Raw genomic sequence first — 23,160 nt, forward strand, 5'->3', positions numbered from 1 at the left:
ACCTTATAGGTATGAAACCTCTCAGTCTAGGCCTGATGGCTTTGCCAGCTCCCCTAACAGGGGAGCCCTTGGCATGGCAGACAGTTCTGTGCTGACTGCTCAGGTTTGCGTAAGGGAGGAATTTCGTGGCAATCTATCCAAACATCTACCAGACCCTGGTCCCCTGTCCGATCGTGGAGCTGCGGGGCTATCTTGCCGCCTGCGGGCTCAAAGGGCGGCTGTATGCTTACCTTGATTATAATGGGCCCACCGGCACGTCCCGCGATTCGGTGGCCGAGGGGATGCTGGCCCTTGCGGCGGAAAAGCACAAGCTGCTCCCTGGCCAGCCCATCATTGAAGCGGCCTCCGGCTCCTTTGCCATGGCGCTGGCCCTTGCCGGGCGGACGGCGGGCCACCCCGTGGTGCTGACCATGCCGGAGGATGCCCCGGCCCTGCGGCAGGAATACCTGCTCCGGCTGGGGGCACAGATCCTGCATTCCCCCGCCCAGCGGGGCCTTGCGGGGGCCCGGGCGCTGGCAGAGACCACCGCCGCCGAAAAGGGCTGGTACTATATGAACTGGCTTGCCAACGACGATAACCCCGAATACCATCGCCGGGTGACCGGCCCCGCCATCGTGCAGGCCATCTCCCGGGAGGGCCGCAGTCTCGTGGACACCATCACCGTCGGCGTGGGCAGTGCGGGCACCATCACCGGCGTAGGCGAGACCATCAAGGCCTGGACCAACGATGTCCGCATCGTAGCCGTGGAACCCTTTGAGAATCAGGCTCTGGGCGGCGGCTTCACCGGCGGGCACGGCATCCCGGATATCGGCTACGGCATCGTGCCGGGCAATTACAACGCCTATGTTGTGGATAATGTAGCCGCCGTTACCAGCACCGATGCCAACCGCGCTGCACAGCGGGTCCTTGCCACCGATGCCATTCCCGCCTCCCCTGCCGCCGGTGCAGCCCTCCACGCCGCTGCACAGCTGATTGCCACCGGCACCAGCCGCTCGGCGCTGGCCATCTTCAGCGGACGGCAGGCATTTAATCTATAAAGAAAAGAGAGTTCCAAATGACCAAGGATATGACGACCGGCCCGATCACACCGCTGCTGGTCAATTTCACCATTCCCCTTGTGCTGGGCAACCTGTTCCAGCTGACCTATAACGCCGTGGACAGCATCATTGTCGGCAAATTCGTGGGCGAGGATGCCCTTGCCGCCGTGGGCACCTCCAACCCGCTGATGACGCTGGCGATCCTGTTCATCAACGGTGTCTGCCTGGGTGCAGGCATCCTTGTCAGCCTGGCGTTCGGCGCAGGCGACACCGAGCTGGTGGAGCGTCAGGTCTCCACCACCGCCATTGCAGGCTCCGTCTTTTCCCTGGTGTTCTCGCTGACCTGTGTGATTTTGGCAAATCCGCTGCTCCGTCTGCTGCAGGTGCCGGAAGAGATCCTTCCCATCGCTGTGAACTACCTGCGCATCGTGTTCGGCGGGCTGCTGTTCACCTTCTTCTATAATTTCCTCGCCGCCACCATGCGCGCGCTGGGCGACAGCAAAAGCGCGCTGTACTTTCTGATGATCAGTTCGGTGCTGAACATCGGCGGTGACCTGTTCTTTGTTGAGGTGCTGGACTGGGGCTCCGAGGGCTGTGCCCTTTCCACCGTGCTGAGCGAAGCGCTCTGCTGCGTGTTCTGCCTGATCTATATCCGCTGGAAGGTCCCTGTGTTGCAGCTGGGCAGGCGCTGGTTCATTTTTGACTCCTCGCTGCTGAAAAAGACCATCAGCTACGGCTGGACCAGCGCCATGCAGCAGGCCACCGTTCAGCTGGGCAAGATCGCCATTCAGGCCATCGTGAACACCATGGGTGTCAGCGCCATGGCAGCCTTTGCCGCCGCAGGCCGCATCGATGACTTTGCCTATGTGCCCCAGCAGAACATCGGCCATGCCACCACCACCCTGATGGCCCAGAACCGCGGTGCAAGTAAAAAAGAGCGTGTCCGCGCCAGCTTCTTCTGCGGCCTGAAGTTGGAGTTCCTCTACGCCATTTTTATCACCGCTGTCTGCTTCTTCTTTGCCGAGCCCATCATCCGGCTCTTCGTCACCGATGCCGCCGTGGTGCATCTGGGAGTGCGCTTTTTGAAGCTGGTCTCCCTGTTCTATCTGATGCCCTCGCTGACCAACGGCATCCAGGGCGGCTTCCGCGGCCTGGGCGACCTTAAGATCACCCTGAACAGCAGCACGCTCAACATGGCAGGCCGTGTGGCGGCCGCTGCCGTCTTTGTGCTGCTGATGAAAATGGATATCGAGGCCCTGCCGTACAGCTATGTTGTGGGCTGGATCCTCATGCTGGTCTATGAAGTCCCCATGATGGTGAAGTATCTGCGGAAGGGCGAACTGTAAGCCCGACACCGCCCCGGGCAGGTCTTTTCTCTCACTCAGTCCGCTCGATCTCCCGGTACAGCCATTCCAGTGCATCAGAGATTCCGCCCAGCTGGTCGATGAGCTTCTCCTTCACGGCCTTTTTGCCGTCCAGCATGGTGCCCACGTCCATTACCAGCTCACCGGTGCGGAGCATCAGCTCCGAGTAGCGCGCTGCCGTAATGCCGCTGTGGCCTGCCACAAAGCCGGTGATGCGCTCCTGCATCTGCTCGAACCACCGCATGGTCTGGGGCACGCCCAAAATCATGCCGGAGTGGCGGACCGGGTGCACCGTCATGGTCGCCGTGGGCACGATAAAGCTGCGCCGGGCGCTGACTGCCAGCGGGATGCCGATGGAGTGGCCCCCGCCCAGCACGACCGTGGCACTGGGCTTTGAGATGCTGGCAATGAGTTCTGCCAGCGCCAGCCCGGCCTCCACGTCCCCGCCCACGGTATTGATGAGCACCAGCAGGCCCTCCACAGCAGGGTCCTCCTGCACTGCCACCAGCTGCGGGATCACATGCTCATACTTGGTGGTCTTCTGACCCTGCGGGGCCTCCACATGGCCCTCGATCTGGCCGATCACGGTCAGGCAGTGGATGGCATGGGGGCCGCGGGTGCGCCACACCGTGCCCAGATCCTCCAGCTGTTCCTTTTCCAGCCGCTGCTGTTCGGTGGTTTCCTTTTCATCTTCCGGCATGTTGGCTCCTCCTCAGGGTGTTTTTTTCAGTGTTCCCGGGGATCGAAGCAATATGCGGCGGTTAAGATTTCTTTACTTTGAAAAAAATTGGCCCAGAGGATTTGACATTCTGTCTCATTGCAGTATACTTTATACTAAGAATAAGATTGACAAGTATATATCATTATTGTTCAGAAACTGTCTTAATCGCCGGTGCACCTTGCAAGGCGCAAAGAGACCGGCATTCCCTTTGGATGAAAGGAGAACCATTTCCATGAACAATCCCGGCAAAGCTTCCCTTCCGGTGATCAAGCGCCTGCCCAAGTACTACCGCTACCTGCGGACGCTGAAGAACGACGGCATCACCAGCATCTCCTCCCGCGAGCTGGCCGCCCAGATGGGCACCACAGCCTCTCAGGTGCGGCAGGATTTCAACTGCATCGGCGACGTGAACGGCCGCCAGGGCATCGGCTACTCGGTGGAGAACCTGCTTTCCATCCTGGAGCATCTGCTGTTCGGCAACGGTGACCTGCTGCCCACCATCCTCATCGGCTGCGGCCGGTTGGGCAAGGCAGTCAGCCGCTTCATCACCACCGACACCAACGGCTACAAGCTGATCGCAGCCTTTGACAATTCCCCCAGCGAGGTGGGCAAAGAGATCAACGGCATCCAGATCTTACACGTTGACGAGCTGGAGGCCTTCTGCGCAGAGCATAAGCCTGAGGTGGCTGTGTTCTGTGTGCCCCGCAGCGGTGCGGAGGAGCTCAGCGGCCGGCTGGTCGAACTGGGCATCAAAGGCTTCTGGAACTTCTCCCACTACGACCTGTCGGTGCCCTACCCCGAAGTGGTGGTGGAGAACGTCCACCTGGGCGACAGCCTGATGAGCTTGGGTTACCGCCTGCGCAATCAGGACTGATCTATTCTTATAGCATATCACAGAAAACAGGCAGCCCTCTCCCCCCGAACGAGCAGAGAGGGTTGCCTTTTTATGAGGAGAGCAACTATGGCGAAGCTATACTTCCGATACGGTGCCATGAACAGCGGCAAAAGCACCGCGCTGATGCAGGTGGCCCACAACTACGAAGAGCAGGGAATGCGGGTGCTGATCCTGAAGCCCCAGGTGGACACCAAGGGCGGCGGCGAGCTGGTCAGCCGCCTGGGCGTGCGCCGCAGGGCTGACCTGCTCATCCCGCCCGAGGTGGATGTGTTCGAAGCCGTACGCGCCGCCTCAGCCGGGGAGCAGCCGCTGGCCTGCGTCCTCTGCGACGAGAGCCAGTTCTTTACCCCGGCACAGGCCGAGCAGCTGTTCATGGTCACGGTAGACCTGAACATCCCGGTCATCTGCTACGGTCTGCGGTCAGACTTCTCCCTCAAGGGCTTCCCAGGCTCCACCCGTCTGCTGGAGCTGGCCCACACCATTGAGGAGATGAAGACCATCTGTACCTGCGGGCGCAAGGCCACCTGCAACTGCCGCAGGGTCAATGGGGAGTTCGTCTTTGAGGGCGAGCAGGTCGCCATCGATCTGGAAAACGATGTGCAGTACGTCAGCATGTGCCCCCAGTGCTATTTCAAGGCACGGCGGGCGTTTTACGCCAAACGGAACGCACAGTAAGTGTCGATCTCCGGCAGTCACAGGAGCCACCCTTCCTGCATGAGAGCCCGGAGCTCCCAGGAGTTTTTTACAATTTTCAGAGCGCTGCCCAGCCGGGCGGCGCTCTTTTTTGCCTGCCGCCTTCCAAAGTGATATATCAGTTGTATCCAACGGCGAACGTTTTTTGCGCAATTGATATATCAGTTCACAAAACAGCGATATCGTCACTTTTTTCACATGTTGTATACAACAATATACCGTCAATTTCGCAATAAGTTACAAAAACATTGCAATTTTAGAGGTTCCGCCACACTTTCTCGGCCCGTTTCTATGCAATCTATCCAACTATGCAGATTGCATAGTTTTTCGCCCCAAGTTTATTCATTTCGGCAATGCCGTCAAATCGTCGCAAATCACAAGAGCAATATTTGTTCGTTTTTTGTCCGTATCACTTCAATTTACATCTTTCTTTTTCCCATTCCTTTTGTTATCATATTTGTATACAACGAGCCTTGTGCAGTAAGGCCCGCTCGATGTTTTTTGATTTATTAGGAGGAGAACAACAATGAGCAAGGCAATTTCCCGTCGTGATTTCCTGAAGGTCACCGGTGCTGTCGGTGCAGCTGGTCTGCTGGCTGCCTGCGGCGGCAATGGCGGCGCTGCTTCCAGCACCGCTTCTTCTGCAGCCGAGGCTGCTTCCGTGGCTGGCCTGAGCAGCGATCCCGTTACCCTGACCATGAGCTGGTGGGGCGGCGAGTCCCGCCACAACGCTTACCAGGAGGCCCTGAAGGCTTTCTCTGCTGAGCACACCACCATCACCGTCAACCCCACCTTCGCTGCATGGTCCGGCTGGGAGGACACCATGTCCACCAAGTTTGCAGGCGGCGTGGCTGAGGATGTCTGCCAGATCAACTGGAACTGGCTGTACAACTACTCCGGCAACGGCCAGACCTTCCTGGATCTGAACAGCGTCACCGATTACCTGGATATGTCCCAGTGGGACGACGCAAAGCTGGGTGCCTGCAACGTTGCAAATGCACAGCAGTGCGTGCCCATCTCCATGACCGGCCGTATCTTCTACTGGAACATGACCACCTTTAACAAGGCCGGCATCACCGAAGTTCCCTCCACCGAGGACGATCTGTTTGCAGCCGGCAAGGCTTTCCAGGAGAAGCTGGGCGATGATTACTATCCCCTGCACCTGGGCGCATACGACCGTATGATCCTGATGGTGTTCTACCTCGAGTCCAAGTACGGCAAGGACTGGGCAGATCCCACCACCTCTACCCTGAACTACACCGCTGATGAGATCGCCGAGGGCATCGACTTCATCAAGAGCCTGGTCGACGGCCACGTCATCATGCCGCTGCCCACCTACTACGGTGCAAACGGCGACGGTGCTACCCACCAGTCCAACGAGTGGATCACCGGCAAGATCGCCGGCATCTTCGAGTGGGATTCCGCTGCTTCCAAGTACCAGGACGCTCTGGACGAGGAGAACAAGCCCGGCTTCACCGTTGGTGAGGAGATCAAGTTCGGCGATTACAACGGCGGCTTCTCCAAGGTCTCCATGGGCATGGCCATCACCAAGACCTGCAAGAACCCCGCTGAGGCTGCTACCCTGATCGAGTACCTGTGGAACGGCGACGGCGCTGCCATCATGGGCTCCGAGTGCGGCATCCCCGCTTCCAAGGCTGGTCTGGCTACCGCTCAGGCTGCCGGTAAGATCAACGAACTGGTCGCTGAGGCAAACAGCAAGGTCATGAGCTTCGTTTCCTGCCAGCTGGATCCCCTGTTCGAGTCTTCCGATCTGAAGGCTACCGGCACCGGCACCTATCAGGAAGTGTTCGATACCGTCGACTACGACAATAAGAGCGGCGCAGATGTCGTTGACGTTCTGCTGGACGGCATGTCTGCTGTTGGCTACACTGTCTGATCTTCTTTGCTGACCTGAGTCAAATTACATATCAGGGGCATCGTCCACCCGTAGGCCCGATGCCCCTTTTTTCTCAGGCACAGGTTACAATTTTCTGACAAATCTGTTGCCAAAGTGTGACATAAGGTTTGTTGCACTGATTTTCACCAAAGGAGGATCCCCGGATGAAAGAAAGCAAAGCGCCCTCTCTCGGGCGTACCCCCGCACAGAAGTTCCTGGATAAGTGGCAGGGTCTGATCTACCTGATCCCCTGGATCATCGGCTTTGTCGTGTTCAAGGCCATCCCCTTCGGTCAGTCGCTGTATTACAGCTTCACCGACATGAACTTCTTCAACGGCATCCACCAGTACGGCGTGATGAACTACGTCACCGCCTTCTCTGATGCCAAGGTCACCAAGGCTCTGGTCACCACCTTCAAATACGCCTTCATCACCGTGCCCCTGAAGCTGATCTTTGCTCTGTTCATCGCATACATCCTGAACTTCAAGATTGCCTGCGTGAACCTGTTCCGTACCGTTTACTACATCCCGTCCATTCTGGGCGGCTCCGTTGCCATCGCCGTGCTGTGGAAGGCCGTTTTCCGTGATGATGGTCTGGTCAACACCATCATCCGCGCCATCACCTTCGGCCACGCACAGGGCCCCTCCTGGCTGAGCGACCCCAACTATGCGCTGTGGATCATCTGCTTCCTGCGCATCTGGCAGTTCGGCTCCGCCATGGTGCTGTTCCTGGCCGCCCTGAAGGGCGTGCCTGCAGACCTGTACGAGGCTGCCACCATCGATGGTGCCGGTAAGTGGAAGCAGTTCTTCTCCATCACTGTTCCCATGATCACCCCCATCATCTTCTACAACCTGGTCACTCAGATCTGCCAGGCTTTCCAGGAGTTCAACGGCCCCTTCATCATCACCAACGGCGGCCCGCGCAACTCCACCACCCTGATCTCCATTCTGGTTTACAACTACGCCTTCAAGTCCAACCAGATGGGCATGGCTTCCGCTCTGGCCTGGATCATGTTCGTGATCGTCTGCATCCTCACGATCATCGCCTTCACCAGCCAGAAGAAGTGGGTCTACTACTCGGATGAAAGGTAAGGTGTGACAGTATGGGAATGAAAGCATCCAACGCCATTGCGACGTTTTTTAAGTATCTTGTCCTGATCCTGGTGGGCCTGATCATGATCTATCCCCTGCTGTGGATGGTCAGCGCTACCTTTAAGGACAACAGCGAGATCTTTGCAGGCATCGGCCTGTGGATCAAGAACCCCACCCTGGAGGGCTACAAGAACGCGCTGAACAACTTCGGCGGTTCCATCAACATCCTGCAGGCCATGCTGAACACTTATTCTTATGTTCTGCCCAAGGTCATCTGCACGGTGGTCTCCTCCTGCATTGCAGCTTACGGCTTTGGCCGTTTCGACTTCCCGGGCCGGAAGATCCTGTTCAGCATCATGCTGGCCACCCTGTTCCTGCCTCAGGTCGTTCTGAACGTTCCTCAGTTCCTGCTGTACACCAAGTTCGGCTGGGTCAACAGCCCGTTCTATCTGGCCATCTGGGTCCACACTGCATTTGCAACTGAGACCTACTTTGTTTACCAGCTGGTGCAGTTCATGCGCAATGTCCCGCGCGATCTGGACGAGGCTGCCGCCATTGATGGCTGCAACTCCTTCCAGACCCTGTACAAGGTCATTGTCCCCATGCTGATGCCTGCTCTGGTGTCCTGCGCACTGTTCCAGTTCATGTGGAGCTGCAACGACTTCATGGGCCCCCTGCTTTACGTGCAGACCCCTGCAAAGTACCCCATGTCCCTGTTCGTCAAGCTGTCCATGGACGGTGATACCGGCTTTGCCTGGAACCGTATCCTGGCCCTGTCCCTGATCTCCATCCTGCCGCAGCTGATCGTTTTCTTCTGTGCACAGGATCAGTTCGTCGAAGGTATCTCCGCCGGTGCTGTCAAGGGCTAAGCACCCCCTCTGCGGACAGAACCATTGACTTTCGATGAATAAGCAACGCCCCCTGTGCGCAGCACAGGGGGCGTTGTTCTTATCCGCGGTGGCTCTTGCGGTATTGCAGCGGCCCCGTTCCCATCGTCTCGCGGAACACGCGGCGGAAATGGGCGGCGGAGGCAAAGCCGGTCTGCTCGGCCACCGCGCTGATGTTCAGGTCGGTGCTCTCCAGCAGACGCTGGGCAGCCTCGATGCGGCGGCCATTGATGTAATCCACAATGGACTGGCCCGTAACCCGCCGGAACAGCCGGCTCAGATAATAGGGCGACAGGTAGAACCGCGCAGCCACATCTGTCAGGGAAAATTTCTGCTGGTAGTTGGCTGCAAGGTAAGCGCAGATCTGTTCCACCGTCTCGTTGCGGGGGCGGATGTCCTGCTTTTCACTGCGGCACTCCTGCTCCACATAGTGCAGGATGAGGGTAAGATAGATCATGCCGGGGCTTTCCGGCTCGCTCTCGGCGCTCTGCATCATGCCCAACAGGGTGCGCAGGCGGCCTGACCACTGCACCGGACCGTACAGGGCCGTTTGTGCTCCCGGCTCGAACAGCGGCATGAAATCCCGCTGCATCAGGTTCTTGAGCACCGGGAGAACGCCCGCCGGAAACCGGCAGCCGAGGAGCTCAGGGGCAATGTGGCCCGCCTGCTGCAGCAGGCCCCCGCCGGGGCCCAGCAGCAGCACACAGCCCGGGTTTACCAGCAGGCTCTCGCCGCCCCGCACCAGCGTAAAGCTGCCGCCGGACACCAGAATGATCCGGCAGATCTCCTCCTCCTCAGCCAACTCATACTGGCCGGTCTGGAACCGCAGCGCCTTTGCCGTTACCCGGCCGCTCCATTTTTCCCGTTCCGCTTTCATCCGCACACCCCATTCAACAGTTTCTTTTTCTCAGTGTACCATGCCCGCCACCTGTGGGCAACCCATAAATCTTTCAACATCCAAGGAGGCATCCTGTTTATGAAGCTTTCCCTGATCCGTTCCATGACCCGCAGCGCCGTGTTCGAGCTGGAAAACGGCCTGTGCTATCGTCCGGCGCATCCCTTCACCGTTCAGCTGAACGGCGAGACCGTTTACACTGCCTGCGAGACCAATGTGTTCTCCCTGTTCAGCCTGCTGCCCGGCACCCCCTACACGGTTGCCGTGCAGGCTGAGGGCGAGACCCTGACCCTCGATTTCACCACTGAGGCTGAGACCTTCTTTGTGGACGCATCCCGCTACGGCCTGGTGGCCGATGGCACCACCGACAACACCGGCAAGCTGCAGGCTGCCCTTTCCACCTGCCCCAAAGGCGGCACGGTGTATGTGCCCGCCGGGCGCTACCGCACCTCCAGCCTGTTTATGAAGAGCTGCACCACCCTCTACCTGGAAAAGGGCGCTGTGCTGCTGGGCGACAACGACCGCACCCACTACCCCATCCTGCCCGGTGTCATCCCCAGTGAGAACGAGGTGGATGAATACTACCTGACCGGCTGGGAGGGCAACCCGCTGGACAGCTTTGCAGGTCTTTTGAACATCACGCAGGTGCACGACGTGGTGGTGACCGGCGAGGGCACACTGGACTGCGATGCCCAGAACGGCGACTGGTGGATCAACCAGAAGGTCAAGCGGATCGCATGGCGGCCCCGCGCGGTGGCCGCGGTGGACAGTGAGAACATCTGCCTGCACGGCATCACGGTGCAGAACAGCTACTCCTGGACCATCCACCCCATCTTCGTCAAGCATCTGGATCTACTGAACTTCAACATCAACAACCCCTACAACGCTCCCAACACCGACGGCATTGACCCCGAGAGCTGCGAGTACATCCGCATCATCGGTGCGAACATCCACGTGGGTGACGACTGCATTGCCATGAAAGCCAGCAAGGTGTTCCTGGGCATGAAGCTGAAAAAGAGCTGTGCGCACACTGTGATCCGGAACTGCCTGCTGGACAAAGGCCATGGCGGCATCGTCATCGGCAGCGAGATGAGCGGCGGCGTGAAGGATATGGTGGTGACCCAGTGCCTGATGGATCACACCGACCGCGGCCTGCGGGTCAAGACCCGGCGCGGCCGCGGCAACACCGCCGTCATCGACGGGCTGGTGTTCCGCAATGTGGAAATGCGCGGTGTCAAGGCTCCCTTTGTCATCAACATGTTCTATTTCTGTGACCCGGACGGCCACAGCCCCTATGTCCAGTGCCGCGATGCTATGCCGGTGGATGAGTACACCCCCAAGCTGGGCAGCCTGACCATGGAGGATATCGTGGCCACCGACGCACAGTTCGCGGGCTGCTACTTCGACGGCCTGCCTGAGCAGCCCATCGAGCGCATCTCCATGAAGAATGTCACCATCACCTTTGACCCCAACGCCGAAGCCGGTCAGGCCGCCATGGCGGACAACCGCCCCAACGTGAAAAAGCTGGCCATCTACGCGGAGAACGTCAAGGAGATCGACCTGCACAACGTCAAGATCACCGGCTACGAGGGCGAGCGCCTGCGCTTTGCCAATGTCGGCCATTTCGAGGAGGACTGACCCATGACCCATGAAGAAATTCTCACCCTGCTGGGCGACTATGTGGACTACCTGATCGCCAATTCCAGCGCCGAGGCCCCCATGTGGAACATTGAAAAGGTGCGCAGCGGCAAGCCCAACAAGTGGAACTACATCGACGGCTGCATGATCACGGCCTGCCTGAGCCTGTACAAGACCACCGGCGACGAGAAGTACCTGAGCTTCTCCAAGGACTTCATCGACTTCTTTGTGCAGGAGGATGGCTCCATCAAGACCTATGACCCTAAGGAGTACAATCTGGACAATGTGAATCAGGGCAAGAACCTGTTCACCCTGTACGACATCCTCGGGGATGAGAAGTACCGCCGGGCCATCGACACCATCCGCAGCCAGCTGCTCACCCAGCCCCGCACCAAGGAGGGCAACTTCTGGCACAAGGATATCTACCCCTGGCAGGTCTGGCTGGACGGCACCTACATGGCCCAGCCCTTCTACATGGAGTACGAGACCCGCTACAACAAGATGCAGGGCTGCATTGACAGCTACAAGCAGTTTATGAACATCAAAAAGCACATGCGGGACGAAAAGACCGGCCTGTACTACCACGGCTACGACGAGAGCCGCCAGATGTACTGGGCTGACCCCGTGACCGGCTGCAGCCCCAACTTCTGGCTGCGGGCCATGGGCTGGTTCATGGTGGCCATGGTGGATGTGCTGGAGCGGATGGACGAGCAGCTGTACAACGAGTACCGCGGCATCATGGCCATGCTCCGCCAGACCATTGAGGATGTGCACAAGTTCCAGGACGAGGAGACCGGCATGTTCTGGCAGGTGATGGATCACCCCGGCGTGGAGGGCAACTACCTTGAGACCAGCGGCACCGCCCTGTTCGCCTATGCGGTGCTCAAGGGCGTGCGCCTGGGCTACCTGCCCAAGCGGATGGCTGCCTGGGCTGAGAAAGCCTTCTACGGCACCTGTGACAGGTACCTCTCCAAGAACCCGGACGGCAGCCTGCAGCTGGATGGCATCTGCCTGGTGGCAGGTCTGGGCGGCAAGGACCACCGCGACGGCTCCCTGGCCTACTACTTCAGTGAGCCTGTGGTCTGCAACGATGCCAAGGGCGTAGGCCCCCTGGTGCTGGCCTACACCGAGATGATCGCCCGCAAGTAATACACGACACAGCAAAAAGCGAACCGCCATGGTGACAGATGCCATGGCGGTTCGCTTTTACACTTTTTTCTTCGAGCACCCATCGTCCGGGTACACATTCAGTATACCCGGACAGGTGCCCCCTGTAAAAGGTATCTTTTATATTGCTGTGATATGTTTTTTGTATGGCTCACACTTCCGTGTGGGAGGCCGCACTGCTGTCCTCATTTTCCTCATCGAGGTCCGGGCCGGTGCCCTCGTCCAGATCAAGACGCAGGCGGTCGCTTTCCGCATCATCCAAGTCCTGTTCCTGCCGGGCATCGTATTCGATCCAGAACTCCTCCCGGTGCAGGGCAAAATCAAAGGCTGCCATCAGGCAGGCCCCGCCAAAGGCGCTGACCATCAGCACGATGCAGAGGAGCACCGAGAGAAAATCGTACTTCCAGCGCTGGGGCCTTGCGGCAAAATACAGCACCTCGCACCCCAGCAGGATCAGCCCTGCCGCCGGAGCGATCTTCAGCGCAAGGTCCCAGTTGAAATGCGGCACAAAGAAATAGCAGAGGAACAGCACGCCGCAGGCGATCAGGCAGACTCCCAGCGTCAGGGTGCCCACCCGGCGCACCGGGGCGTTTTCCGGGGCCTTGAAGGCCGGGGTCTCTGCTGTGTTATTCTTCTTCTCGTCCATCGTCTTCATCCTCCGGGTCAAGGGTCACCTCACCGGTCGTATCCGGCTCTGCCTTGCGGGCAAAGCGATCCAGCAGGCTGGGCATCTTCTTTTCGGGCTGATACTCCTGAAAATCGGTTTCCTCCGGGGCGGCGGCTTCCGGGGCAGCTTTCTTTGCCCTGGGCCCACGCACCAGCCAGATGCCGCACAGGATCAGTGCCACGCAGAGCACCACCTCGGGCAATTGATCCATCACCAGATAGATGGCCCGCCACACCGGAGCCTTCTGGCCCCAGCGCCACAGGATATCGCCCAGCGTGTTCATAATGATCTGCTCGTAGGCGATCAGCGCACCGGTGGCGATCAGGCACCAGCCCACCAGCTTGTGGCTGTCCATCATCATCCGTGCAAGGCGCTTGTCCTGCGGATCGAAGTGGACCAGATAATCGTCCTCCGGGGCGGTGCCCATGCTGATCTGGGCACGCAGGTTGAAGGTGTCGAAAAAGCTGTACATGAACACCACCAGCAGCGCAAACGCGATGGGCGGGATCAGCATGGCTGCCATGCTGATGGCAGCCGCCATCAGCACCAGCGAAAGGCCGCGCTTCATATATCCCTGATACATCTGGCCCGCGCCCGGGATAAAGGCGAACAGCAGGGTCAGGATGCCATTTTTCTTCATAATCGTTCCCTCATTTCTCTGTATTCGGGGTGTTGCCCGCGATCTTATCGGTCACATCCGTGAGCAGCTTGTGGAGCAAAGAGGAGCTTTCGCCGGCATAGCGGCGGTCCTGTTTTGTCTCCATGGGTCTCCCCAGCTGTTCCGGCGCGGCCTGCGGTCGGTCGTCCTCAATGGGGCGGTATTGCGGGGTGTTCTCCGGGGCCGGGTCATTCTGGCCGGGTTCCCAGAGCTGGCTCTGGTCGGTCTCCAGCACGGTCTCCCGCCCGGCACCATACTGGATGATCTGCTGCAGCGCCCCGCTCCGCCACAGGGTCAGGGCCAGCACAGCGGCCACACCGGCCACGGCAGCCCTGCCATAGGTATTCTGCATCAGGCGGGCCCAGATCGTGCCCATCACCGCGCCCTGCACACTCCTTGGCGGTGTTTCCAGTGCGTCGGCGGTCAAAAGGGCCGTGTAGCGGTCCATGCACTGGTCACAATAAGAGAGGTGTTCGGCGGCTTCCAGCCTGCCCAGCTCATCCAGCTGGCCGTCCATCATGGCCCGGAAGCCCGCGTCGGTCATGCAGCCATCTTCACGAAACAATTCCATCTTCGCTCCTCCTTTCCTGACGGATCTGCTCCGCCAGCATTTTCTTTGCCCGGTAGATCTGCGCCTCCACCGTCTTTTGGGGCCTGCCGCAGAGGGCTGCCGCCTCGGCGGCGGTGCGGCCCTCCAGCAGCATCAGGCGGCAGGGGGTGCGGTACGGCTCCCGCATCCCCAGGATCTTCCCGGTCAGGGTCTCCTCGCTCATGGCATCCAGCACCTGCTGCTCCGGGTCGGAGCCGGGCGGCGCGCCTTCCAGTGCAAGGATATCATCTCCCGGGGTGTTCACCCGGCGCACCCACGCACTGCGCAGGTAGTCCTTGGCTTTGTTGGAAGCGATACGCGCCAGCCACTGCTTTTCGTACCCGGGCGGGCAGCGGTCAATGGCCCGCCATGCGGCCAGAAAGGTCTCCTGTGCCAGATCCTGGGCATCGCCCTCGTCCGGCACCAGCTGGTGGCAGACCGTGTAGACCAGCCCCTGATACTGCCGCACCAGCGCATTGAATTCCAGTGTTGTCAACGGTCCGCATCCCTCCTTTCCTGCCGCTCTGTAATTGAATACGAAGCAGAGCGCGGTTTTCCTGCAAAAAATTTTGAAAAAAACAGATAAATCTCTCCGTCATTGCTGCGCAATGCCACCTCTCCTGGTAGAAGAGGCAGGAAGCGCTGCTTGGCTCCCCTATCAGGGGCAACAACAACGACCGCCGCCAGTGGCGGAAACAGGGAGGAGTTGTTGGGGCCGCGGCCAGCAATCCACAAGTGCATTGCACGAAGTGGATGCTGGGAGCCGCAACCCGTCATTGGCGCAAAGCGCCTGAGAGGTTCTTCTTTTGCAATGCCTCAAGTTATGCTATACTATTACTACTATAGCACAAGAAGGAGGCGTTTTCCATGGGGGGAAGCACCAAACAGGCCCTGTTGCAGGCGCTTTCAGCGGCAAAGGGAGCCTATATCTCAGGCCAGCAGCTGGCCGAAGCGCTGGGCGTGAGCCGCGCGGCTGTCCACAAGGCGGCACAGGCGCTTTCGGCCCAGGGATACGCGCTGGATTCCGCCCCGCGCCGGGGCTACCGGCTGGCAGGCGGTGACCCCTTCTGCGCCGAGGCAGTGGGCCCCTATCCCGCCCCCATCCACATCTACGACACGCTGCAAAGCTCCAACCTGACGGCCAAGCAGCTGGCACTGGGCGGCGCGCCCCACGGCACGCTGGTGCTCACGGCCCATCAGCAGGCGGGGCGCGGGCGGCTGGGGCGGCGGTTCGAAAGCCCTGCCGGGAAGGGGGTCTACCTCTCCCTCATCCTGCGGCCCGCCCTCTCTGCTGCCGATGCCCAGAGCGCGACCATCAGTGCGGCGGTGGCCGTGGCCCGGGCTGTCAAGGCCCTGTGCGGACTGGAACTGGGCATCAAATGGGTGAACGACCTTTACTATCAGGGCCGCAAGGTCTGCGGCATCCTGACCGAAGCCGGGACCGACATGGAGAGCGGCCAGCTGGAATGGCTGGTGGTGGGCATCGGCCTCAACCTGACCACCTCCCCTGCCGACTGGCCCGAGGAGCTGGCCCGCACGGCGGGCAGCCTTTACCCCGGCGGCCCCGCACCCGTGAGCCGGGCAGTGCTGGCCGGGGCCATTGCCCGGGAGCTGCTCTCCCTCTGCCCGGCCTTCGACTGTCTGGACGAGTACCGGGCCCGCTGTTTTGTGCCGGGCCACTGGGTCACCGTCTGCACCGGGGCCGAGACCTATGCCGCAAAGGCCCTTTCCATCGACGATGCGGGCCGTCTGGTGGTGGAGCGCGAGGGCGGCAGGCAGGTTTCCCTGCAGCACGGCGAGGTCAGCATCCGGCCCACCTCCACAACATGAAAAATGACCCTTTCCGCCACGCCGACGCATGACGGAAAGGGTCATTTTCTTTTAAGAGATATGTACCGCTTCCAGCACCCTGATGCCCTCCTGCTCCATCACGTCGCGCAGGGCCTCGAGGTAGCCGGGCTTGTCCACCTTGTTCTCAATGCAGCAGGTCAGCACGCCGTGCAGGCTGGTGACCTCCATTGCAAGGGACGCACCGTCCGGCAGCACCCAGGTCTGGAAATCGGTCAGGTACGCTTCCAGCTCCGGGCTGTGCGGCAGCAGCGGGCTGCCGATGTAGCTGACCCAGAAATCTGCCGGGAAGCCGCTGATGTACTCGCCCATCTGGAACACACGCTTCTTGATCTTGAGCGCGGCCTTCTGCCGGAACACCTGATACACCCAGCCCATCTGTTCGGCCATGCGGAACAGGCGGCGCTCCGGGGTCAGGCTTTCCCGGATCTCATGGTCGAGCCGCTTTGCAAAGCTGTGGAGCCTGGCCTGCGGTTCCAGCCGCAGGGGCAGCTGAAAGGACGCAATGCAGTTGTACAGGGCATGCGGCACCCCCAGCGCCGCGCGGGTGTCGGCGGCATAGCTGTACACAAGGTCATTCTTTTCCAGATACCGCTGCGCTGCCTGGCAGGTCAGCCCCATGAGGGCGCTGAAGGGCTTCATGCCCTCCTTCTGCGCCAGATCCACAAGGCTCTGTCTGTCCAGCCGCAGCCGCTGAAAATGGGGCGTGCCTTCGTGGATCTGCAGCACGTCCTTCTGCATGTTGTTGGTCACCTGGCTCTCCGGGTAGCGGGCCAGCAGCTGTTCCACATCGTAGGGCGGGTCAGAGGCAAGGGCCTCGCACACAAAACCAGCGTTGGAGCGCAGGTTGCAGTAGAGCTTGAGCAGCAGGGTGAAAAAGGGCGCGCTGCCCCGGCCATCGGCCAGGAAGTGGAACCAGTCCAGATAGACCGTGTTCCCCTCATAGCCCAGCGAGAAGAGATACTCGTTCGTCTCCTCGGGGATCTTTGGCTGGGCGCTGCCCTGCCGCACACGGCAGGGGGCAGTGTTGGGCTCCAGACGGGCCTCCTGCTTTTCCCACACCACATGGCAGAAATAATATTCTGCCAGCGGGCGGGCCGCATCCAGTGCCTGCTGCAGAAGGGCCGGGGCAACGGCCTCCTTCAGCGTGGCCTGATAGCGGCAGAGGACCTGATTTTCGCGGTAGTAGTAGACGATGCCCTGAAACACCGCACGCTGCTCTGCATTCATCCGGAATTTACCCCGCGTTCTCGGCCAGATAATCGGCCAGATCGCCGATGGTCACAAAGTTGCGCAGCTCCTTTTCGGGGATGCGCAGACCAAAGGTCTCTTCCAGATCGGCCACGACGGTCAGGATCTCCATAGAGGACAGATCCAGATCATCCATCATCACGCTGTTTTCGTTGACATCCTCGGGCGAGATCTCTGCCACATCCTCCAGAATTGCCAGGATCTGAGACATGATTTCTGCTCTTTCCATCAAAAAATCTTCCTTTCCGTGAGGGATTTTTTATCGCCTGCAAGGGCGCAGTTTCAGTATGCCACGCGCCGGGCCCGTTTAGCCAGCCGGCGGGGCATTCCTGTGTTTTATAATACCTGTTTTATGGAGGAAATGCAACACACCGACCGCCCGGTTTTGCGCTTTTTTTACAATTTCCGCGCTTACCTGCGCAGCAGCTTGCCCATGGCGTTGCGGGGCAGGGGCTCGGTGCTGAACTCCACCGCCGTGATCCGCTGGTACAGCGGCAGGATACGGTTCAACCCGGTGATAAAGGCCCGGACCTCCGCCTGCTTTTCCTCGGCACAGCAGATCAGCACGCCGATCTTTTTGCCCATCTCCTTGACCACGCACTCCTGCACCTCAGGGCAGGCGTTGAGCCTTCTTTCCAGCTCCTCGGGACTGACATTCTCGCCGGTGCCCAGAATGATCAGGTTCTTCTTCCGGCCCACCATGTAGTAATAGCCGTCCTCGTCCTCACGGGCCAGGTCTCCGGTGTGGAGCCAGCCGTCTTTGTCGATGATCTCGGCGGTGGCTTCGGGGTCTTTATAGTAGCCCAGCATCACACAGCCGCCCCGGATGCAGATCTCGCCGGTCTCATCCAGCTTGTACTCGCAGTGGCCGTCCGGCTTGCCCAGCGCCCGGATATGGGGCTCTGCCTGGGCGTAGTTCACCAGACCATCGCCGCAGGTCTCGGTCATGCCGTAGCACTGGGTGATGTACATGCCGTTTTCCACCAGACCCAGCAGCAGCTCGCTGTCGAACATGGCAGAGCTGCCGCAGGGGTTCCACAGGCCGTTCAGCTTATCGGCGCGGCCGCGCTTGACATCCTTGTAGATGCTCTCCATCAGCACCGGGGCCACAGCAATGGAATCGCTGTGCATCAGGCCAAGATCCCGGTAGAAATTCCGCAGGTCACTGCAAAGGTTCAGAGCCCAGCCCTTGAAGGGCCAGGAGAACAGGCAGATAAAGGTGCCCAGATGGAACAGGGGCAGGATGGCAAAGTTGCTCAGGACATCGTTTTTGTCCTCGGGCAGCTGCCGGTGCTTGAAGTCCAGCATGTGGTCGCCCATGGCAACGTGCATCTGCATCACGGTAAAGAAGTTCCGCTCTGCCAGCATCACGGCCTTGCTGCGGCCGGTGGTGCCGGAGGTGAACAGCATGACCATCAGGGCATTGGGGTCGATCTTCTTTTCCAGCCCGCCGGGCGCGGTGTCCTTCCAGACATCCATCGGCCGCAGGCGCTCCCCATACGCAGCCTCCAGCTGGTCACGGCAGCCGTAGTCCACCCCATCGTTCAGGATGAGGGCAGGTTCTGCCAGCTCCAGCTCCCAGCTCAGCTCATCCCAGGTCTTTTTCTGGTTCACCGTTACCAGAACAGCCCCGGCCAGCACAGCGCCAAAGGTATTCACGCCGTACTCATAGCAGTTCCGGCTCAGCAGGACCACCCGCTTACCCTCCACCTCCGGGATGTTCTGGGCAAACCAGGCAGCAGCGCGGCGGATATCCTGTGCATACTCGGCATAGGTCTTTTCCTTCACGGTGCCGGTGGCATCCTCTACCCAGCGGAATGCCACCCGCCCGGGGAATTCCTGCTCCATTGTCCAGGTGACAAGATCATAGACATTGTTTACCATGGTCTGCTCCTTTTTCTCCCGTTTGATTTTACTTGCGCAGCAGCTTGCCCAGCGCGTTGCGGGGCAGGGGCTCGGCGCTGCACTCCACCACGGAGATGCGCTTGTACATGGGCAGGGTGCGGTTCAGCTCGGTGACAAAAGCCTTCACCTGCTGCTGCTTGTCATCCTCACAGCAGACCACGGTGCCGATCTTCTTGCCCATCTCCTTGACGATGCACTCCTTGATGGCATCGCACTTACCCAGCAGCTTTTCCAGCTCCTCGGGGCTGACGTTCTCGCCGCTGTCCAGAATAATGAGGTTCTTCTTGCGGCCGGTCATATAGTAGTAGCCTTCCTCGTCCACGCGGGCCAGGTCGCCGGTGTGGAGCCAGCCGTCCTTGTCGATGGTCTCGGCAGTGGCCTCGGGGTCCTCATAGTAGCCCAGCATCACGCAGCCGCCGCGGACGCAGATCTCGCCGGTCTCGTCCACCTTGACCTCACAGAAGCCGTCCGGCTTGCCCAGGGCACGCAGGTGGTCGCCCTCCTGGGTCACGTTCAGCAGGCCATAGCCGGCCAGCTCGGTCATGGAGTAGCACTGATTGATGTAGAAGCCATTCTTCACCAGATCGCTCAGAATGGCGGGGTCAAGGATGGCAGAGCTGCAGCTCAGGTTCCACAGCCCGTTCAGGCGGTCGGCATGGCCGCGCTTGACCTCGTTGCAGATCATCTCCACCAGCACCGGAGGGGTAGACATGGCATCGCTGTGCATCAGGCTCATATCCCGACGCAGGTCGCGGGCATCACAGCAGAGATTCAGGGTCCAGCCCTGTATGCCATAGACAAAGTAGCAGATGAAACCGGCCAGATGGAACATGGGCACCAGCGTAAAGTGGCTGAAGGTCTGGTCGAGGTACTGGGGTACCAGCCGCTCCTCATAGTCAAGGACGGACTTCAGGCCATCGATGTACATCTGGCAGGCGGTGAAGTAGTTCTTCTCGCTCAGCATCACACCCTTGCTGCGGCCGGTGGTGCCGGAAGTGAACATCAGCATCAGCAGACCCTCGTGGTCGATGCGATTGACCATCTCAGCCTCAGGGGCAGTGGTCCAGGCATCCATGGGGCGGAGCCGAGCGCCGTAAAGTGCTTCCAGCTGGGCGCGGTAGCCGTAATCGATGCCGTCATTAAAGATGAGGTCCGGCTCCACCATGCCCAGCTCATACTCCAGCTCGGCCCAGGTCTTGCCCTGGTTCAGGGTCACGATGACAGCGCCTGCCATCATGGTGCCGAAAACGACCGCGCCGTACTCATAATTGGTGCGGCTCAGGATGACGATCTTCTTACCCTTGGGCTCGCCCAGCTCCTGCTGCAGGTAGCCGGTCGCTTTGCGGATATCCTGCACATACTGAGCGTAGGTCTTTTCCACCACTGTGTCCTTGCCTTCCACATAGCGGAACGCCACACGGTCAGCATACTTATTCTGCATCGCAGAGATCATATCAAAAACGGTCATCGGCATATTTGCCACGGTCACAACTTCGTTACAAGCCTTGTTTGCCATTATTTTACACTCCCTGTTTATTTTTGTTAAATTATTTCCTCTTGTTTCCGCCAAATGGAATCTTCTGGGCACTCTAGCCTAGAGTATACCGCATAGAGGGCTCAAATGCAAGATTTAATTGCACAAATATGCAATTTAAACTTGCAGTCAATCTGTGCACCCGGATGTAAATCCTGCCTTTTGTTGCGGGCAGGCCGTGAGTGTGGTACACTTTTCCCGGTATCCGCCCATCATGCTTTCTCCCTGCGTTTGATTGACAGCAAGGGCAAAAAGCATTATACTTATTATAAATATCTCTAATTTTTAACATGATGCGCCAAAAATCCGGCAATTCTGCCATCCCGGGGCGGGGTGCGGCGCAGAGGAGGACCTTTTTATGGAGGGAACCAAACGCCGTGCCGCAAATTCGCTGGGCATGTTCGATCTGCTCAAGGGTGTCGGCATGCTGACCATCGTCTTTGCCCACACCGGTGAGCTTTACCCCATGGGCGATGCCAGCCACATCAACCCGCTGACCTTTTGCATGTTCGCCTACCGCGAATCCCTGATGGCGGCCTTTTACATTGCCAGCGGCTACGGCTTCCGCAAGCGCTCCATCGGCAAGTGCATCGACCAGCAGTTCAAAACGCTGCTCAAGCCTTACATCTATACAGGCATTGCCACCACCGTGTTCCATTTTATCATCCATTACAGCCTGTTCGGCAGCCTGCACAACGCCACCTACGAGACCTACAAGGTGCTGGGCGGCTTTGCACTGGGCCTGCCCCACACGGCCACCTATTTCGGCCAGCTGTTCTTCTCCTGCGGCCCCATGTGGTATCTGCTCTCGCTGATGATCGCATGGATCCTGCTGGATCTCATCCTGAATATCTTCCCGGAGCAGTACATAAACTGGGCGGTGCTGGGTACCATGCTGTTAGGCTGGGGCATCTGCATCACCTGGGAGGCCCCTTTTTGCATCGGCCAGGGCATGGTCACCGTTCCGGCTCTGTATGTGGGTTACCTTGCCAAGAAGCATAAGATCTTTGAACAGCCTCTCCCGCCCCGTCTGCGCGGCGGGATGATCGCGGCGGCGCTGGCTGTGGCCGCACTGGTGCTTCTTACCAAGAGCACCGACTGCGTCTCGATGGCCGAGTGGACCCTCGGCCCCGTGAGCATCCTGCTGGATGCCGTGACGGGCCTGGGCATCCTTTCCATCGTCATCTGGTTCCAGCGCAGGGTGGAGAACGTTGTCACCCACGCCATTCAGGCCATTGGCCGTCGTTCGCTGTTCATCTTCTGCGTCCACACCGTGGAGCTCACGGCCATTCCCTGGTATCTGATGCCCCAGAAGTTTGCGGCTCACCCGGTGCTGGGCATGGTGCTGCAGTTCACCCTTTCGCTGGGCTCCACCCTGCTCATCTGCGAGCTGCTGGTGCGCCGCCGGGACCTGAAGTTCTGGCTCACCTCCCGCCGGGAGCAAAAGGCGGCGGAAGCGCCCCGCCGGCGCAGCGCCCGCACCGAGGTGCCTGAGCGTCATTTTGCGGCAAAACACTGATTTTTTGCAGAGGGTGCACCCTCTGCTGAAGTGAAATAATATTATGAGGAGAATCCGGTTATGAACAACGCAGCTCCTGAGAACACTGCGGCTCTGCAGGAAAAGATCGCCGAGCTGGAACAGCAGCTCAAGCTTTCGGACGAAGGTGCTTCCCATCTGGCAGAACGCTGCCTTGCCCTGGAACAGAAGGTGCAGTCCTACCTTGCGGCACACCCCCAGCGCGAGATGCATACTGACTCGCCCACTCTGCTGCAGCCGCTGCTCTATTATGATGCAGGCTTCGGCTTTTCGGAAAAGGACACCCTGACCGCGCCCGACTGCACCACCGATGAGCTGACCGGTGCCGTGACCGCGACCTTTGAGCTGCCGGTGGCCGTGCAGGCCCTGCGGTTCGACCCGGGTGAGCTGCCCTGCTGCATCACCAACCTGATCTTTTCAGACGACCGCATCATCTGCGTGCCCACCAACGGCCTGAACCTTTCCGGTGGAAGCACCCTGTTCCTGGGCGATGACCCCAATTACCGGCTGGAGGGCACCACCCACTACCCCGCCGGGATGAAGCTGGTGGTGAGCTATGGCTACTTCCCGCTGGAGACCCTGACGGACGAGCCTTTGTTCTGCGCCGTGCTGCAGGGCGTGCAGCAGCTCCAGCTGCGCAAGGACAGCGAAAAGCAGCATATCCAGCAGCTGGAGCAGAATGCCGCGGCCCAACAGCAGATGGTGGCCGCCCTGCAGCAGGAGATCGCACAGCTGCACCAGAAAAACGCCGATTTGCAGGCCCGGAGCACTGCCTACGAGACCTCGCTGGAAAGCGTGTTTTCCAGTAAAAGCTGGAAGCTCACTGCTCCCATCCGCAGCCTGATGCGCCTGTTCCACCGTGGAAACTGAGAAGCGGAACGGAGGA

22 protein-coding genes are annotated in these 23,160 nt (G+C 59.6%); 12 read left to right on the forward strand and 10 right to left on the reverse strand.

The features are described from left to right. Positions 1-125: 125 nt before the first annotated feature. Positions 126-1,037: a pyridoxal-phosphate dependent enzyme gene (locus tag MTP40_RS11590; protein WP_005934933.1), complete on the forward strand. Its 912-nt coding sequence runs from the start codon at positions 126-128 to the stop codon at positions 1,035-1,037. Between the two features lie 17 nt (positions 1,038-1,054). Next, entirely contained in the window at positions 1,055-2,383 is a 1,329-nt protein-coding gene (locus MTP40_RS11595; RefSeq protein ID WP_249259412.1) for an MATE family efflux transporter, read from the forward strand. 31 nt (positions 2,384-2,414) lie between these two features. On the opposite strand, the gene MTP40_RS11600 is transcribed toward MTP40_RS11595, so the two are convergent. After that, positions 2,415-3,101, reverse strand: a complete 687-nt coding sequence (locus MTP40_RS11600; RefSeq protein WP_117505865.1) for a ClpP family protease — start codon at positions 3,099-3,101, stop codon at positions 2,415-2,417. A gap of 253 nt (positions 3,102-3,354) precedes the next feature. Between MTP40_RS11600 and MTP40_RS11605 the strand changes: the two genes are divergently transcribed. The 5 genes from MTP40_RS11605 to MTP40_RS11625 all read left to right on the forward strand — a co-directional run bounded on the left by MTP40_RS11605 (position 3,355) and on the right by MTP40_RS11625 (position 8,567). After that, the gene (locus MTP40_RS11605; protein ID WP_005934937.1) at positions 3,355-3,996 is read left to right on the forward strand and encodes a redox-sensing transcriptional repressor Rex; all 642 of its coding nucleotides are present in this window, start codon (positions 3,355-3,357) and stop codon (positions 3,994-3,996) included. An 87-nt stretch (positions 3,997-4,083) separates the two neighbouring features. Then, a complete protein-coding gene (locus MTP40_RS11610) occupies positions 4,084-4,692 on the forward strand; it encodes a thymidine kinase (protein WP_005934938.1) in 609 nt (202 codons plus the stop codon). Between the two features lie 544 nt (positions 4,693-5,236). Further along, the gene (locus MTP40_RS11615) at positions 5,237-6,607 is read left to right on the forward strand and encodes an ABC transporter substrate-binding protein (protein WP_249259413.1); all 1,371 of its coding nucleotides are present in this window, start codon (positions 5,237-5,239) and stop codon (positions 6,605-6,607) included. Between the two features lie 164 nt (positions 6,608-6,771). After that, positions 6,772-7,698, forward strand: coding sequence for a carbohydrate ABC transporter permease (locus MTP40_RS11620; RefSeq protein WP_156060430.1), 927 nt, complete (start codon positions 6,772-6,774; stop codon positions 7,696-7,698). Positions 7,699-7,709: 11 nt separating this feature from the next. Then, the gene (locus MTP40_RS11625) at positions 7,710-8,567 is read left to right on the forward strand and encodes a carbohydrate ABC transporter permease (protein WP_005934944.1); all 858 of its coding nucleotides are present in this window, start codon (positions 7,710-7,712) and stop codon (positions 8,565-8,567) included. A gap of 79 nt (positions 8,568-8,646) precedes the next feature. Here MTP40_RS11625 and MTP40_RS11630 read toward each other — a convergent pair whose 3' ends face one another. Continuing rightward, entirely contained in the window at positions 8,647-9,462 is an 816-nt protein-coding gene (locus MTP40_RS11630; protein WP_005934945.1) for an AraC family transcriptional regulator, read from the reverse strand. Between the two features lie 99 nt (positions 9,463-9,561). On the opposite strand from MTP40_RS11630, the gene MTP40_RS11635 reads away from it, so the two are divergent. Together MTP40_RS11635 and MTP40_RS11640 are read left to right on the forward strand one after the other, a co-directional pair. Beyond that, positions 9,562-11,118 carry a glycoside hydrolase family 28 protein gene (locus MTP40_RS11635; protein ID WP_156060428.1) on the forward strand — a complete coding sequence of 519 codons (1,557 nt, stop codon included), beginning with the start codon at positions 9,562-9,564 and terminating at the stop codon, positions 11,116-11,118. 3 nt (positions 11,119-11,121) lie between these two features. Continuing rightward, positions 11,122-12,267, forward strand: a complete 1,146-nt coding sequence (locus MTP40_RS11640; protein WP_249259414.1) for a glycoside hydrolase family 88/105 protein — start codon at positions 11,122-11,124, stop codon at positions 12,265-12,267. A gap of 169 nt (positions 12,268-12,436) precedes the next feature. Here MTP40_RS11640 and MTP40_RS11645 read toward each other — a convergent pair whose 3' ends face one another. Genes MTP40_RS11645 through MTP40_RS11660 form a run of 4 tightly spaced genes read right to left on the reverse strand, consistent with a single transcriptional unit; the run spans position 12,437 to position 14,695 of the window. After that, the gene (locus tag MTP40_RS11645; protein ID WP_249259415.1) at positions 12,437-12,931 is read right to left on the reverse strand and encodes a hypothetical protein; all 495 of its coding nucleotides are present in this window, start codon (positions 12,929-12,931) and stop codon (positions 12,437-12,439) included. Then, positions 12,912-13,592: a hypothetical protein gene (locus MTP40_RS11650; protein ID WP_249259416.1), complete on the reverse strand. Its 681-nt coding sequence runs from the start codon at positions 13,590-13,592 to the stop codon at positions 12,912-12,914. Before MTP40_RS11650 ends, MTP40_RS11645 begins: the two co-directional genes overlap by 20 nt. Positions 13,593-13,602: 10 nt before the next feature. Then, entirely contained in the window at positions 13,603-14,181 is a 579-nt protein-coding gene (locus MTP40_RS11655; RefSeq protein ID WP_249259417.1) for a hypothetical protein, read from the reverse strand. Beyond that, positions 14,165-14,695: an RNA polymerase sigma factor gene (locus MTP40_RS11660; protein ID WP_005934952.1), complete on the reverse strand. Its 531-nt coding sequence runs from the start codon at positions 14,693-14,695 to the stop codon at positions 14,165-14,167. Before MTP40_RS11660 ends, MTP40_RS11655 begins: the two co-directional genes overlap by 17 nt. A 371-nt stretch (positions 14,696-15,066) precedes the next feature. Here MTP40_RS11660 and MTP40_RS11665 point away from each other — a divergent pair, with 371 nt between their 5' ends. Beyond that, positions 15,067-16,029, forward strand: a complete 963-nt coding sequence (locus MTP40_RS11665) for a biotin--[acetyl-CoA-carboxylase] ligase (RefSeq protein WP_249259418.1) — start codon at positions 15,067-15,069, stop codon at positions 16,027-16,029. Between the two features lie 51 nt (positions 16,030-16,080). On the opposite strand, the gene MTP40_RS11670 is transcribed toward MTP40_RS11665, so the two are convergent. The 4 genes from MTP40_RS11670 to MTP40_RS11685 all read right to left on the reverse strand — a co-directional run bounded on the left by MTP40_RS11670 (position 16,081) and on the right by MTP40_RS11685 (position 20,719). Then, positions 16,081-17,277, reverse strand: coding sequence for a hypothetical protein (locus MTP40_RS11670; protein ID WP_249259419.1), 1,197 nt, complete (start codon positions 17,275-17,277; stop codon positions 16,081-16,083). A gap of 7 nt (positions 17,278-17,284) precedes the next feature. Then, the gene (locus tag MTP40_RS11675; protein WP_005934955.1) at positions 17,285-17,527 is read right to left on the reverse strand and encodes an acyl carrier protein; all 243 of its coding nucleotides are present in this window, start codon (positions 17,525-17,527) and stop codon (positions 17,285-17,287) included. Positions 17,528-17,709: 182 nt separating this feature from the next. Next, complete coding sequence (locus MTP40_RS11680) at positions 17,710-19,182, reverse strand: class I adenylate-forming enzyme family protein (RefSeq protein WP_249259420.1); 1,473 nt, start codon at positions 19,180-19,182, stop codon at positions 17,710-17,712. A 28-nt stretch (positions 19,183-19,210) separates the two neighbouring features. Next, positions 19,211-20,719 carry a class I adenylate-forming enzyme family protein gene (locus tag MTP40_RS11685; protein ID WP_249259421.1) on the reverse strand — a complete coding sequence of 503 codons (1,509 nt, stop codon included), beginning with the start codon at positions 20,717-20,719 and terminating at the stop codon, positions 19,211-19,213. A 376-nt stretch (positions 20,720-21,095) separates the two neighbouring features. Here MTP40_RS11685 and MTP40_RS11690 point away from each other — a divergent pair, with 376 nt between their 5' ends. Together MTP40_RS11690 and MTP40_RS11695 are read left to right on the forward strand one after the other, a co-directional pair. Beyond that, entirely contained in the window at positions 21,096-22,256 is a 1,161-nt protein-coding gene (locus MTP40_RS11690) for an acyltransferase family protein (RefSeq protein ID WP_249259422.1), read from the forward strand. 60 nt (positions 22,257-22,316) lie between these two features. Further along, a complete protein-coding gene (locus MTP40_RS11695) occupies positions 22,317-23,144 on the forward strand; it encodes a hypothetical protein (RefSeq protein ID WP_249259423.1) in 828 nt (275 codons plus the stop codon). The last annotated feature ends 16 nt before the right edge of the window (positions 23,145-23,160 follow it).

The sequence above is a fragment of the Faecalibacterium sp. IP-3-29 genome (genome assembly GCF_023347335.1).
Taxonomy (GTDB): domain Bacteria; phylum Bacillota; class Clostridia; order Oscillospirales; family Ruminococcaceae; genus Faecalibacterium; species Faecalibacterium duncaniae.